Raw genomic sequence first — 14,560 nt, forward strand, 5'->3', positions numbered from 1 at the left:
ATTATGAAAAAATTATCTATTTTATTTTTCTTTATGGTGATGTTTTCCCAACATTTGTTTGGACAGCAAGTGCCGCAATTTAGCCAATACATGTTCAACCCATTGTTCATCAATCCTGCCTATACCGGATATAAGGAGCAACTGTACCTCCAGACCTATTATAGAAAACAATGGACAGGAGTAGACGGAAGTCCCGAAACTTTCGCCATCGGTGCGGATGGTTACCTGCCCGAATCTAGGATTGGAGTCGGCTTGGTCGGTGTGGCTGATAAGATCGGCGCCCAGCGAACCAATGCAGTCTATGGAAATATTGCCTATCACCTTCACATTGCACAGTCAAGTTACCTGAGCTTTGGGATGGGGATTGGCTTGATTGGATCGATGATAGACGGGCAGATGCTTACTACCGGCAATCCAAATGATCCAAGTATCCCAGCTGTCAAAAACCAGATTTCCTATCCAGATCTCAAATTAGGGCTGTTTTATTATGATGACAGCAAGTTTTTTGGAATGGCGGTGGACAATATGATTACACCGATGAATGAATCAGAAAATACAGATATATTCGTCGATCCTAGGACACATTTTTACCTTACCGGTGGTGGATTGGTAGAATTATCTCCAGATTTTGCGCTCCGCCCGACCTTCATGATGATAGAAGATTTCAATGCCCCTTCCAGAATTGACTTGACAGCCTCTATGGTCTACAAAGAAAAATTCTGGTTTGGGACCACTTACAGAACAGCCTTGGATTATGCCAACCGGGCCACTTCTGACAATTTAAAAAAAGGAACAGCCGTAGTCTTTCTATTTGAGTTCTTTGTCAAAAACGGACTTAGAGTAGGCTATGCATATGATCATAACATTACAGGATTCAATGTCAGGAATTTTTCCACGCACGATATTTCGATAGGGTACATGTTTGCCCCAAGTCTCGTCAGGGTGGTTTCTCCAAGACATTTCTAAATACCAAAACCATGAATAAAAGATACCTACACCTCCTATTTTTAGTCCCGATCGTGGTTGGGACCTCCTGCTCTTCATACAACAGTAGTATCAAAAGAGCCAACCAACACCTTGAGTTATTTAATTTCAAGGATGCTTCCTATGAGTTTGGCGAAGCATGGGAAAAGAAAGAAGACAATGAAACGGCCAGAGGCCTAGCCTATTCCAATTACAAAATGAGGGATTTTGGCAAAGCGGCTGCATGGTACCGGTTCTTGGATGACAAGGGCGAATTGACCACTGAGGATTCTTACCAATATGCCGAATCATTGATCGCCAATTCAAAATTTGACGAGTCAGCCAAAGTGTTGGACAAGATGATATTGAAAGATGGTGAAATCGGTAAGCAGCCTAAATGGATGATGCTAAGAAAATCATCAGGAGAGGCAAAATCAATTTTGAACACGCCTTCAAAGTATCAGATCAAACCTTTAAAATCCTTGAATACAACTTATTCGGAATTTGGGCTTACGATCGACGAGGGAGTGATTTATTTCAGTTCAGATCGCCTTTCTGACAAAAAAACAGGAGGAGGCTTAACAGATAACCTCAAAAACCAAAGGTATGGCTGGACAGGCAATGGATTTTTGACAGTCTATGAAGGGAATCTAAATGAAAAAAATGATGACTTGGAAAATATTGTTTCTTCCAAGGTCTTCAAAAATGAAAACCATATTGGCCCGATTCACAAGTCGGGGAGTATGATGTTTTATACCGTGACGGAAGCCGGAAATGAAACCAACAAAAGAGAAGGAAGACGCTTTGGATTGACTTTGTATCCAGAAATTTTGTATAGAGAAAAGAAGACAGATGGAACATTTGGCGAAGCAAAATCACTGAGCATCAATTCTTCCTTAAAATATGCCGTGGCTGATCCATTCTGGGATGAAAGCAAAAAGAGATTGTACTTCTCTTCTGACATGCCGGGAGGCTTTGGTGGAAGTGATATATACTATCAGGATTACTTAGGAAATGGCCAATGGTCACCTGCTGTCAACCTTGGGAAAGATATCAATACCTTCGGAAACGACAGGTCCCCTTTCATCTATGATGATATCTTTTACTTTTCTTCCGAAGGATTCGGTGGATTGGGTGGATTGGACATTTATAAATCTAATATGGTGGGAACCTCATTTTCTACCCCCCAAAACCTCGGTGTCCCTTTCAATTCCAATAAAGATGATTTCTTCTTTTTCAAAGACAGATCACGGAATGGGCAGGTATTCCTTACTTCTGATAGGAATGGAAGTGTAGGATTGGATGACATCTATTATGTGGAGGAGCTTGAAGAAGAGTTCTTTACTGTCACAGGAGTCGTGAAGGATAAAGAAACCGGAGAGCCGATAGAAAACACAGTTGTAACCTTGACGGATACTGCCTCAGGTGTCAATACCTCTGTGGTGAGTGATGACAAAGGAAGGTTTACTTTCTTCTTGCCGCTCAATAATACATACACCATTGAAACTGTCACTTCTGGGTATTTTAATCAAGTAAAAGAAGGATTCTCCACCAAGCCTAACCAAAACAATAAATTGGATCTCAATGTATTCTCAGAGAAGGTTTCCTTTGAAAAAGGCATCAGAATTTTTGATATCTATTATGATTACAACAGTGCAGCGATCAGATCGGATGCTTCCATTGAATTGAGGAAAATCATCGAGGTCATGAGGGACAATCCGCAGTTTAGACTTCAGATGTACTCCCACACCGATTCAAGAGGAAAGGCAGAATACAATGTGAAGCTGTCAGAGACAAGAGGTCTGTCAGTGATGAACTACCTGAGTACCGAGGGTATCGCTTCGAGAAGAGTGAGGTCTGTAGGAATGGGAGAATCAAGACTAGTCAATGACTGTGTGGATGTCGTGGAATGCGACGAAGAAGAGCACCAAAGAAACAGAAGGACTGAATTCGTCATCATGAACTTGGCTTCCTTTGAAAAAGATCTTCCTTATGAATCCTTCAAATTTGAAGATCCGGACCAAAAAGAAAGAATAGAAACCCTTGCCGTTCCTGAACTCCAAGCCGTACCGGTCAATGTGGAAGTGGTGGTATCTGAAGTGGAAGATGACGAAATTGACGAATCCGTTTCGGGTGCTTACACTGTTACCCCATCCAACAATTTCAACCATTATATCATCATCGAAAGCTGGCAAACAGAGTATATGGCAAGTTTGAGAGCCAAGGAACTTTCAGGTACCTACAAAGTCAACGTGGTACCACCAACAGACGGAACTTCCAATTACAGGCTTTCTGTGGCAGTATATCCAAGCATGGAAGAAGCCGCAAGGAATGTGAACAGGTTCAGAAAAGAATTCAATGACGAGACCATCTGGATTTTGGCTTATTGATGCAAAAGGAATAATGACAGATGACCCCTGCCTGCCGCAGGGATGACGGGTGTCTGCTGCTTTTGAGCATCTGAACTAGGCCTTAGCAAATTTAGCCTTACAGTAAAAAAATAGCTTAAATCGGGCTATTGAATTGAAAATTAATTTCCCGCAGTTCCCTAATTTGAATAGGTAAAACCTGTTTAGATTTGGGAACTGAGGGATTTTTTAATTTTTCTTGTAATTGAATGCGAAAAAAGAAAGATAAAAATTCCATCCTGAATTGTCAGTCGTTTGATTTTGTGTCCACAATTTTGGTCCACTAAATGGATTGGTTTGGTGTCAAATATTGAACAATCTATATTTTTAACTTCAAAATTTGCTTTTTTAAATTAAAAGCGTTAGATTATTTGGAGTTTTTCAATTATTTCAATATAATCTAACCTAACATTTTATGAAACAGATTTTGTTAACACTGATTGTAATAGTTATTGTCGGTGGGACTGTCCATGCACAGTCAACGGCTACGGCCACACCTGACCCAGGAATTACGGTTTACATGTACCGCAAGGTGCCTGATGACAAACGGGATGAATTTATCAAAAGAGAGACTACGTATTGGGCTGAAATGGTACGCAAAGAAATCCCGAAAGGTAATATCACATTCTGGGCGCTCCTTGAAAAAGTGGGTGGTTATGATATGGAAAATTCCTCGAATTTTCTTTTCGTAAATACCTTCAAGGACATAGACGCGCTAAATGACATGTGGGGCAATATCACGACAGCATTTCCGAACGTAACAATGGATAAAATGGAGACCAATTCCATTAGCACCACCACCAGCGTGTTGTTTCTCAGGAATACCGGTTGGCAGGAAGCCACCGGTGTAGTAGCAGATAAGGATTTCAAATTTATTAATATGATTTATCACAATTCTTCGAATCCTAATGCGTTCGTTGAACTGGAAAATAAACATTGGGGACCGTTCATTAAAACCGTCATGGACAATAACCAAACCGGCCAACGAGGATGGGGTAATTTAGTTGTGCTCTCACCTCGTTCCAATAAAATGAATTTTAATTCAGTTTCAATAGATGTTTACCCAACCCTGAAAGAAGCACTGATGCCTACGTGGGATTCCAAAATAGTTGTTCCCGAAGGTCTGACTGAAATCGGTAAAATGGAAACCGCCCCAAGAAGTCAGGTAATCTATCGGATTGTCAAAGTGGTTAATTAATTTTATTGGTCCTGATAGGAAGACTACATCCGCTGAAGTAGTTTTTCATATTTAAGAAAGCCCTTTTATTAAGGGCTTTCTTCTTTCAGTTAGGTTGATTGTTAGAGTCTGGTTGTCCCCACTTTATCGGCAAGCTGTTCCTGTGTTATAAGAAATGAAAAAGTTTTATATGATGGTCCAATAGGTTTTGAAGTTTACTCATAAATTTTAAAAAAAAGCCAGGTTCTTACCTGACTTTCAATTCTTCTTTTTAGCATTTTCAATTTAAACCCCACCAAATAAACCCTGAAGTTCAAAATCCGCAGCTATGGACTTTGGACCATGGTCTGTCAAACTATCCCTCAATCCTCCACCAAAGTGAATACCATCTGACGGAATTTCCAGCCTGTTTCCTCACCGATTCCTTGGGTTTGTTTCATGAGGATACCGATGATTTTTTCCTCCGGATCGGCAAAATATTGGGTATTGAAATAGCCTCCCCAATCGAATGTTCCTACACTTCCTTCACCTCCTTCTGCGATTCCTTTCTCATTGACCACACCAAAAGCCAACCCGTAATGCTTTCCGCCGCCCCAAAGATTTCCGGTCTGGTTTTGCATCATGGTTTCGATGGTAGTTCGGCTGAGGATCCTGACACCGTTAAGTTCGCCGCCATTGAGGTACATCTGAAGGAAAGTAGCATAATCCTTAGCAGTGCTGGAAAGTCCTGCCCCTCCTGAGAAGAATCTTTTTGCACCGGTAATGGGGTAATTGGGATCATAGAATGTGGTCGGAAAACCTTCCCATTTACCATTGGTTTTGCGGTGGATGGTTACCAATCTTGAGGCTTTTACCTCAGGAAGGTAAAACCAAGTATCCTGCATGCCCAAAGGTTCAAACAAACGCTCCCTCAAAAACTGATCGAATGGCTTGCCTGACACGATTTCTACCAAATAACCCAATACATCCAATCCTTCGGAGTAAGTATATTTTTCTCCCGGATGATGGTGGAGTGGCAGTTTGGCCAACTTCTTCACATTTTCACTGATGCTGATATTTTGGGTAGTATAGAGGTCAATGATGCCGGCTTTGTTATAGATCATCCTCATCCGTTCGTCTCCATCAATCACGCCATAACCCAAACCCGAAGTATGGGTCAACAGGTGGCGGATGGTGATTTTCTTGTTGGCGGCAACTGTCGTGTAGGAAGTGTCGCCATAGCGGAAATTCTGCAAAACCTGCGGATTTTTGAATTCAGGGATAAATTTCGAAATCGGATCGTCCAACCTGAATTTCCCTTCTTCCCACAGCATCATCACAGCTGTGGAGGTGATGGCTTTTGTCTGGGAAGCGATCCTGAAAATCGCGTCTTTCTGCATGGCTTTGCCGGATTCCACATCTGCAAATCCTTTCGCCGAGTGGTAGACGATTTTACCGTTGCGGACGATGAGCGCTACCAAACCCGGTAATTCTTCATTTTTGATGGACTCCTCCAACATGGCATCCAATTTCTTTAACCGTTCGGGGGAAATGCCCACGCTTTGGGCTGCAGCTTCTGATAGGGGAGGAGATTTTTTGATGGAGGTGGTTTGGGCTATTCCAAGTATGCAGATAAACTGAAGTGTCAATACAAGAATGGTTTTTCTGGTTATCGAATTCATGTTGATTTTGTGTTTAGGGATTGGAAGAAAAGCAAATATTTGAAACTTAAAATTGAAATCAATCATCAATCAGAGAATAAACCATTTGTTTGAATTTCCATCCTGTGGGTTCATTTCCGCCTAATGTTTGCTTGAGAATGATGCCAATGATATTTTCTTTTGGATCAGCGAAATATTGCGTATTGAAAGCACCTCCCCATTCAAAGGTCCCAAGACTCCCAAGTCCGCCTTTTGCTATGGTTTTTTCGGAAGTGACAGCAAAGGCAAGTCCATGATAGGTGCCTACATTTTCGTCTAATTCAACAGATTGGTTAGCCATCATGGTCTCTATCGTATTCCTGCTCAGAATCCGGACTCCATTGTATTCTCCACCATTAAGGTACATCTGCAAAAACTTAGCATAATCCATGGCCGTACTGCTGAGCCCTCCTCCTCCTGAAAAAAGGCTTTTTGATCCTGATATCGGAAAGGAGCTGTCCCAACCCATGTTTGGATCAGGTTTGATCCATTTACCTTCGTGGGGAACATGTACCTCTACTAAACGTGGAGCTAGGTTTTCAGGCAGGTAAAACCAAGTATCCTTCATTCCCAAAGGTGAAAAAATCCGTTCCTGAAAAAATTTATCCAATGGCATCCCGGAAACAACTTCCACCAAATAGCCCAAAACATCAATGCTCATGGAATATCTAAATTTCTCGCCAGGATTCTGAATGAGGGGTAATTTCGCCAATTTCTTAATGTTTATCTCATTCGTCATTCCCTTGGTATCAAAAGCCTCAACGATTCCTTCTTTTTGGTAAATCATCCTTATCCGCTCATCCTGATCAATGCCTCCATAGCCAATCCCTGCACTATGGGTCAATAGGTGGCAGATGGTGATCTCTTTGTTGGCAGCTACTGTCGTGTAGGAGGTATCACCATAGCGGAAATTCTGCAAAACCTGCGGGTTTTTGAATTCAGGGATGAATTTCGAAATCGGATCGTCCAACCTGAATTTTCCTTCTTCCCACAGCATCATCACAGCAGTGGAGGTGATGGCTTTTGTCTGAGAGGCAATTCTGAAAATGGCATCTTTCTGCATGGCTTTTCCTGATTCCACATCTGCAAATCCTTTTGCAGAGTGGTAGACGATTTTACCATTGCGGACGATGAGCGCTACCAAACCAGGCAATTCTTCATTTTTGATGGACTCCTCCAACATGGCATCCAATTTCTTTAAGCGCTCGGGAGAAATGCCCACACTTTGTGGAGTGGCTTCAGATAGAGGAGGTGATTTTTTGAGTGAGGTGGTTTGGGCCATTATGCTTGAACTGACCAAAAGACAGAGCAAGAATTGGAAGATTGATCTTGGGTTGATGTTCATAGGAATGGGATTGAAAATGGTTTATTAAGATAATGAAAAAGTCTATTTTATACTGTCAATGATATTTGTACGGTCGTTTATTTTGGTTTTTTGTTCTCAAATGCCTGTTCGAAATTGGGGACACAGTGGAAATCAAAAAAAAAAAATGTAAAAAATGGCTTTTAGAAATCTTTCATTTATACAATCGGTAAAATCCATAGGGTGCGTTTTCTTATTTTTAGATTCAAGAAATCCAAAGCAGGCCTATGTATTTGATCCAATTTATTTTCTTCTTAACCTTCATTTTTGGCGGAGTCGAGACTGTCGAACATTCCCAAAGCGAAACCCACATCCGCATCAACCAACTCGGTTACCTGCCTTTTGATACCAAAGTTGCGGTAGTTTTCAGTAAGAATACTGTCAAAGAAAACTTCCAACTCATCAACCAAGCCACCGGAAAAGTAGCTTTGGAAATCAAGCCCGAAAGACTCCAAACCAACGAATGGGGAGGTTTCCTCTATTGGGAAGCGGATTTTTCTCAAGTCACCGAACCTGGAGATTATTTACTGAAAGGCAAAAAAAGCAATACCCAATCCGCAGTTTTTCCGATCGGGGAGGGGACCTACTCCGGACAACAGGAATCTCTCTTGGAATTTATGCGGCAACAGCGCTGTGGTTACAATCCCACTTTGGACATGGTCTGCCATGAAAAGGACGGACGGACTTTCTTTGGTCCGATGGCAGACAGCACCTATGTGGACCTGAGTGGCGGCTGGCACGATGCCGGCGACCAACTCAAATACCTCATCACTTCCAGCTATGCTACTGCACACATGCTGATGGCTTATGAACTGTATCCCGACAGGTTTGAGGACAAGGTAAATGCCTTGGGTCAATCCGGTCCAAACGAAATAGCAGACGTGTTGGACGAAGCCAAGTGGGGGCTTGATTGGATTCTCAAAATGCATCCGGCACCTAACCAACTTTTCCATCAGGTAGCAGACGACCGGGACCACCGGGGATTCAAGATTCCAAATCAGGACAATGCGGATTATGGTTGGGGTGCCAATTCCTACCGGGCAGCATACTTTGCAACGGGCAAGCCACAAGGCCTGATGAAGTACCAAAGCGAGGCGACCGGAATTGCCAACCTTGCGGGAAGAAGTGCTGCGGCTTTGGCTTTGGCGGCAAGGATCTGGGAAAAGGATTTGAAAGATCCTGAGTTTGCCGAGACATGCAGGAAAGCGGCCATTTCCCTTTATCAAATGGGTAGGAAGCAGGAAGGCTACCAACAGGGTAATTCCTACGGTGCACCTTACCGCTACAATGAAGAAACCTGGGCGGATGACATGGAATGGGCTGCCGCCGAATTGTATAAAACCACCAAGGACAAAACCTACCTGGAGCAAGCCAAAAAATATGCGGTGCTGAGCAATACGGCTGACAGTTGGACCGTCAAAGATTCTGCTTCCCATTACCAGTTGTATCCATTTATCAACATGGGACATTTTGCACTTCATGGAGTCGTGGATGCGGATTTCCAAAAAACCTTGGAGGGATATTACCTTGACGGAATCAAATATACCCTGAAGCGGGCACAGCAAAACCCTTTTCACGTGGGAGTTCCTTTCATTTGGTGCAGCAACAATCTCTTGACAAGCTTGGCGACTCAGGTGATTTTGTATGAGAAAATGAGCGGAGACAAACAGTTTGAACCCTTTTTGAAGGCACAAAGGGATTGGCTATTTGGTAGAAATCCATGGGGAACATCGATGTTTACCATGATGCCTGAAGGAGGAGAATATCCCGTCGAGGTGCACACAGCGCCCTTTGTGATGTTGGGCATGCAGGTGCCCGGAGGATTGGTAGATGGACCGGTCTATACTTCGATTTACAAAAACCTGTTGGGTTTGACGCTTTTGAAACCGGATGTTTTTGCCCAATTCCAAAATGAACATGTTGTCTATCATGACGATGTGGGTGATTACAGTACCAACGAACCCACCATGGATGGCACCGCCGGATCTATTTTGATGATGACATATTTTAGTAGGTGAAAAAGTCCATTGTCCACAGTCCATAGTCCACCTGCGTTATTATAATTGGCATTTACAGAAAGGGGAATGACATATTGGAATATTGAGGTTCAATAGAAATGTGGCTTTAGCCCATTCACAAATAAATGCCAAGCAAAAAATGGGCTTTAGCCAAAACAATGAGATTGGATGTAAGAAGGTGGATAGGATTTGGCTAAAGCCGGGGAGATCGCTGCTTTTATTTCCCCTCCAGCTAAAGCAGGAGGAAATTTAATAAAAAAAGCCCCAAAATCGGGGCTTTTTCTATAGTTAAACGGGTTTATAAAAACGACTAAAGCATTTAAATGATATTAGTAGATATTGGGATAAAATTTGATATTACTTTGATCAAGCATCAATATCCAACAAATCAATTTTTTGAATATCCATCAATATCTTTTCATATTGACTTACTGAATCCAAATTTCCTTTCCTCTTTTTCCTGCATCCGGAGGTCAAAAACCATGCACACATTGCGGATAAATGGAAGCCCGGTTGACAGGATTTTGATTCCCTTGGCGTCAAATTCGATGATTCCCTCTTCGGCAAAAGTTTTCAGTTTATCCCAATTCCTTTTTCCCAAGACAGAATAGTAACAGAAATTCCATTCCGCTTCATGGTTGCAGATCAGTTTCAAAATCAGGTTTCTGGTTTCGATGTCTTCCTTGCTCATGAGATGCCCTTTGCTGATGGCAAAATGTCCCAAGCTGATTTGTTCTTTGTAAAGGTCAATTTCCTTGGTGTTTTGGGCGTAGGCATAATACACATCGGAAATGGAACTGTTGCCTAAGCCAAGCAAAATTTTGGAAGGAGATGTAGTATAACCCATGAAATTACGGTGGAGGGTTTTGTTTTTCTTGGCGATATAAAGCGGATCATTTTCCAGTGCAAAATGGTCCATCCCAACCTCCAGGTATCCCATCTCTGTGAGGATCTCTTTTCCTTTTTCGTAGAGGTTTCTTTTTTCTGATTCCTTGGGGAGAAATTGCTCAAAACTTTTTTGAGCAGGAAATGCCGATGGCAGGTGCGCGTAGCTGTAGAAGGCAATGCGGTCCGGTTTGAGTTCGGCCACTTTATCAAAAGTAGCGCTGATCGTCTCGGTTGTCTGATGTGGCAAACCATAGATCAGGTCAAAATTTACCGATGTGTAGCCTATTTCCCGTGCTACATCGGTGGCTTCCTTGACCCGCTCGAAGGGCTGAATGCGGTGAATGGCTTTTTGGACTTCCCCGTTGAAATCCTGAATGCCGTAACTCACCCTTCGGAAACCCAAATCAAACAAAGTCTTCAAATGTCCGCGCGTAGTATTGTTGGGATGTCCTTCAAAACTGAATTCGGCATCGGGCATGACTTCTGAACTTTCGATGATTATTCCCAACATTTCTTCCAATGATTCAGGGGAAAAAAATGTGGGTGTCCCCCCTCCAAGATGGATTCCGGCAAGTTTGGGTTTTGTATCTAATATTTTCAAATAAGCATCCCACTCATTCATGATAGAAGTGATGTATGGCGTTTCTACAGCGTGGTTTTTGGTAATCCGCTTGTTGCAGCCACAGTAGGTACAGAGGCTTTCGCAATAGGGAAGATGGATATAAAGTGTGATTCCTTCCGAATCTCCAAAGTCTTCATAGGCCTTTTTGACCAAACTGATCCAACCCCGTTCATTGAGGTCGTCTGCCCAGAGTGGTACTGTCGGGTAGGAAGTGTAGCGTGGCGCGGGAACGTTATATTTTTGAAGAAGATCGGCAGAAATATCAGTCATGTTAATAATTATTTCCTACAAATCTCCCTTTTTTAGCTACCGATTTTTATGACCAATGCTGCTGTATAAGATGATAAATGTCATGGTTTTTCTTTTTTTGGAAATGGTTCTTAGAAATTATCCTTCGCATTTTTGTTCAAAGAGACTGACATATTTCACTATGTTATTCTTGAAAAAATAAGGGAGATATATTTTCACATCAATCCCGAAAGGGATTAAATACCTTTAGGTTATTTACCCCGGATAGAATCCGGTGTCGGCTGAAATCCTGAAAATGGCAGACAACCCTGATAGGGGTTGAATAAATAGCAAATACAGATTTTTAACCTTACTGAATCTTCCTTTACAATTCTTATTTTCAAAAAGTAAAAATCCTAACAGAAAGAAAAGGATGGACATTAAAGCTTAATTTGATATTTTTAGGATCAACCAACCATCCAAACCCATGAAAACCCATTCCACTGACAGTTCCCGAAGAAAATTTTTAGCCAAATCAGCGACACTCGCAGCAGGTTCTGTATTTCTCAATGGTATTGCTGAAGCACTCACCCTCCACGATAATCCTGCTGCAAAAATGAAAATTGCGCTCGTTGGTTTGGGAGTTCGTGGATCCAATATGTTTGGGAGAGACGTGCAAAACGTTTATAGGGATCAGATCGAATTTGTAGGCCTATGCGATATCAATCCCGGCCGTTTGGAATTTGGAAAGAAGCATCTTGGGGTAGATTGCCCGCTGTTTACAGATTTTGACCAAATGCTCGCTGAGCGCAAACCGGACGTGGTCATCGTCACCACGATGGATTCTACCCACCACATCTTTATCATCAAGGCCTTGGAAGCAGGGATCAATGTCATCACCGAGAAACCAATGACTACCGATGAGGACAAGTGCCAAGCTATCCTGGACGCCGAGCGCAAATCCGGCAAAAAGGTCATCGTCACCTTCAATTACCGCTATTCTCCCCACCGTCAGCGGATCTTTGAAATCCTCCGCAACGGAGAAATCGGAGACATCACCTCCGTGGATTTTCATTGGTACCTCAATACTTCCCACGGAGCAGATTATTTCCGCAGGTGGCATGGGTACAAAGCCAAAGGAGGAACATTGCTCGTCCACAAATCCACGCATCACTTTGACCTGCTCAATTGGTGGTTGGACTCGGATCCTGAGGAGGTTTTTGCTTACGGCGCTTTGGAGTTTTATGGGAAAAACGGCCCTTTCCGCGGCACGAATTGCCGTCCCTGTCCGCACAAAAACAAGTGCGATTTTTATTGGGACATTACCAAAAGTAAGCACATGGTCGACCTTTATGTCAACAATGAGCACCACGATGGTTACCTTAGAGACGGTTGTGTATTTAGGGAAGATATTGATATTTATGATAAAATGGCCGTTCAGGTCCGGTATATGAATGGGGTGCAGGTGAGTTATTCACTGACGACATATTCACCCTATGAAGGTTACCGCATCGCCTTCAACGGTACCAAAGGCCGCGTGGAGGCTTGGATCAAAGAAAGCCAACCTTGGGAGGAAAAGGAGGAGGACGAAATCCGCCTGACCAAAAATTTTGGAGAAACAGAACTCATCGTGATTCCACATGGAGGTGGTGGTCATGGGGGTGGAGATACCCGTCTCAAAGACAAACTTTTCCTAGATCCCAATATGGCCGATCCTTACAGCCAATCTGCCGGAACCCGTGACGGGGCCATGTCCATCCTTGTCGGCATCGCCGCCCGCAATTCCATCGAATCCGGCAAGCCCATCAAAGTCGCCGACCTGACTGATATTGAATTGAAAAAAAGCGGGAGGGGGAAGTAGAGGAAAGGGACGGAAGTCAGAAGACGGAAGACAGAAGAAGAGTAGGTGGTTGAATGGAATCAAGTTTTAAAAACAAGGTATCAAGTATTAAATACCAAGTATCAAGTACAAGGCAGTAGGACTTGAGAACACGAGAAGTTGGACAACCAGATAACAATTAGAACCACTACAACAACTACAACTACAACATTTACACCTGTCTGCATTGTTAAAACCACTTACCAAATTACTACACCTTCACTCTCCCATCCATATCTTCTCTGTCTTTTTCGGGGAAAAGGGGGAATTTGACAGGTTTGTTGTCGCGGGTAGACCGGTAGATGGCGGTGAAAAGCTCCACTGTTTTCCGTCCTTCTTCTCCAGTGATTAGGGGTTCTCGACCTGCTGTAAGCGCATCCAAAAATTCCTCAATCTGCTTTTCGATATAATAAACTGTAGGATCAATGCTGTTGAATATCTCTGTGTCTTCTCTTGTCCATTCCGCAATCAGATGTTCCTCTCCCGGAACTGTCCAAAGGTCATTGACCGGAGGCCCGGCAATGCTCGAAACGCCGGCGATAAACATGGCGCCGGCCTCAGGGGTGACGCCTACGGAAGCGCCGTTGCTACCGTGAATCTGCACTTTGGTATGGATTCCAGGTTTTTGGCAGTTGCTGAGGAAGATGCTTCCCAGACCTCCGTTTTTGAATTTGACGATTGCCAAAGCTGTGTCTTCCACTTCGATATAAGGATGGGTCATATTGGCCCAAGTACCATATACTTCATCGATTTCTCCCATCAGCCAAACAAGGAGGTCTAGCTGATGCGGTGCCTGATTGACCATCACGCCGCCGCCTTCGTGTTCCCATGAACCTCTCCACGGATCGGATTTGTAGTATTTCTCATCTCTCCAACTCAGCATGTTGATAGTACCGAGGATGGGCCTGCCAATTTTGCCATCGTCAATGGCTTTTTTCAATCTGATCACGGGTTCGTAGAATCTCCTTTGGCTGATCGTCCCAAGTTTCTTGTTGTATTTTTTACCCGCAGCAATCATCACATCACAGTCCTCCAAAGTTGAAGCCAAGGGTTTTTCGACAATCACATGTGCGCCTGCTGCCATGGCTTCGAGAGTGGGGTCGAGGTGGTTTGGATGTGGTGTGCAGACCATGACGAGGTCGAGTTTTTCCTTTTCCACCATCTCCGTGATATTGTCATAGGCATTGACGCCATATTCCGAAGCAAAAGATTTTGCTTTGTCCAAAGTCCTGCTGAACACCGCCGCAAAATCCGAGGTTGGCAGGTGCTTCAATGCTTTGGCGTGAAGGTGAGCGACTTTGCCGCAGCCGATGATTCCGGTTTTATACATATTGC

Annotated in this window: 9 protein-coding genes; 5 read left to right on the plus strand and 4 right to left on the minus strand. The window is 43.2% G+C overall.

Going from position 1 to position 14,560, the window contains the following annotated elements:
• The first annotated feature begins 3 nt into the window (after nt 1-3).
• From M3O96_RS09490 to M3O96_RS09500, 3 genes are all read left to right on the plus strand, one after another.
• Nucleotides 4-966, plus strand: a complete 963-nt coding sequence (locus tag M3O96_RS09490; RefSeq protein ID WP_249720109.1) for a PorP/SprF family type IX secretion system membrane protein — start codon at nt 4-6, stop codon at nt 964-966.
• Nucleotides 967-977: 11 nt separating this feature from the next.
• The gene (locus M3O96_RS09495; protein ID WP_249720110.1) at nt 978-3,353 is read left to right on the plus strand and encodes an OmpA family protein; all 2,376 of its coding nucleotides are present in this window, start codon (nt 978-980) and stop codon (nt 3,351-3,353) included.
• A 433-nt stretch (nt 3,354-3,786) separates the two neighbouring features.
• On the plus strand, nt 3,787-4,569 hold the full coding sequence (locus M3O96_RS09500; protein ID WP_249720111.1) for a hypothetical protein: 783 nt from the start codon (nt 3,787-3,789) through the stop codon (nt 4,567-4,569).
• Nucleotides 4,570-4,910: 341 nt separating this feature from the next.
• Here the strand turns inward: M3O96_RS09500 and M3O96_RS09505 are convergent, their stop codons facing one another.
• Nucleotides 4,911-6,209, minus strand: coding sequence for a serine hydrolase domain-containing protein (locus M3O96_RS09505; protein ID WP_249720112.1), 1,299 nt, complete (start codon nt 6,207-6,209; stop codon nt 4,911-4,913).
• Between the two features lie 58 nt (nt 6,210-6,267).
• Nucleotides 6,268-7,509, minus strand: a complete 1,242-nt coding sequence (locus tag M3O96_RS09510; protein ID WP_249720113.1) for a serine hydrolase domain-containing protein — start codon at nt 7,507-7,509, stop codon at nt 6,268-6,270.
• 308 nt (nt 7,510-7,817) lie between these two features.
• Here M3O96_RS09510 and M3O96_RS09515 point away from each other — a divergent pair, with 308 nt between their 5' ends.
• Nucleotides 7,818-9,608, plus strand: a complete 1,791-nt coding sequence (locus M3O96_RS09515) for a glycoside hydrolase family 9 protein (RefSeq protein WP_249720114.1) — start codon at nt 7,818-7,820, stop codon at nt 9,606-9,608.
• 418 nt (nt 9,609-10,026) lie between these two features.
• Here the strand turns inward: M3O96_RS09515 and hemN are convergent, their stop codons facing one another.
• Entirely contained in the window at nt 10,027-11,388 is a 1,362-nt protein-coding gene (gene hemN, locus M3O96_RS09520) for an oxygen-independent coproporphyrinogen III oxidase (RefSeq protein WP_249720115.1), read from the minus strand.
• A gap of 445 nt (nt 11,389-11,833) precedes the next feature.
• Between hemN and M3O96_RS09525 the strand changes: the two genes are divergently transcribed.
• Nucleotides 11,834-13,207: a Gfo/Idh/MocA family protein gene (locus tag M3O96_RS09525; protein ID WP_249720116.1), complete on the plus strand. Its 1,374-nt coding sequence runs from the start codon at nt 11,834-11,836 to the stop codon at nt 13,205-13,207.
• A gap of 229 nt (nt 13,208-13,436) precedes the next feature.
• Here the strand turns inward: M3O96_RS09525 and M3O96_RS09530 are convergent, their stop codons facing one another.
• A complete protein-coding gene (locus tag M3O96_RS09530) occupies nt 13,437-14,555 on the minus strand; it encodes a Gfo/Idh/MocA family protein (protein ID WP_249720118.1) in 1,119 nt (372 codons plus the stop codon).
• Nucleotides 14,556-14,560 lie beyond the last annotated feature (5 nt).

Origin of the sequence: Aquiflexum sp. TKW24L (assembly GCF_023502205.1) — a bacterium.
Lineage (GTDB): Bacteria > Bacteroidota > Bacteroidia > Cytophagales > Cyclobacteriaceae > Cognataquiflexum.

Bases quoted from the DNA above. Each gene is read 5' to 3' on its own strand.
- M3O96_RS09510 (WP_249720113.1), bottom strand. From the start codon at position 7,509: ATGGCCCAAACCACCTCACTCAAAAAATCACCTCCTCTATCTGAAGCC.
- hemN (WP_249720115.1), bottom strand. From the start codon at position 11,388: ATGACTGATATTTCTGCCGATCTTCTTCAAAAATATAACGTTCCCGCG.
- M3O96_RS09495 (WP_249720110.1), top strand. From the start codon at position 978: ATGAATAAAAGATACCTACACCTCCTATTTTTAGTCCCGATCGTGGTT.
- M3O96_RS09530 (WP_249720118.1), bottom strand. From the start codon at position 14,555: ATGTATAAAACCGGAATCATCGGCTGCGGCAAAGTCGCTCACCTTCAC.
- M3O96_RS09490 (WP_249720109.1), top strand. From the start codon at position 4: ATGAAAAAATTATCTATTTTATTTTTCTTTATGGTGATGTTTTCCCAA.
- M3O96_RS09505 (WP_249720112.1), bottom strand. From the start codon at position 6,209: ATGAATTCGATAACCAGAAAAACCATTCTTGTATTGACACTTCAGTTT.
- M3O96_RS09515 (WP_249720114.1), top strand. From the start codon at position 7,818: ATGTATTTGATCCAATTTATTTTCTTCTTAACCTTCATTTTTGGCGGA.
- M3O96_RS09525 (WP_249720116.1), top strand. From the start codon at position 11,834: ATGAAAACCCATTCCACTGACAGTTCCCGAAGAAAATTTTTAGCCAAA.
- M3O96_RS09500 (WP_249720111.1), top strand. From the start codon at position 3,787: ATGAAACAGATTTTGTTAACACTGATTGTAATAGTTATTGTCGGTGGG.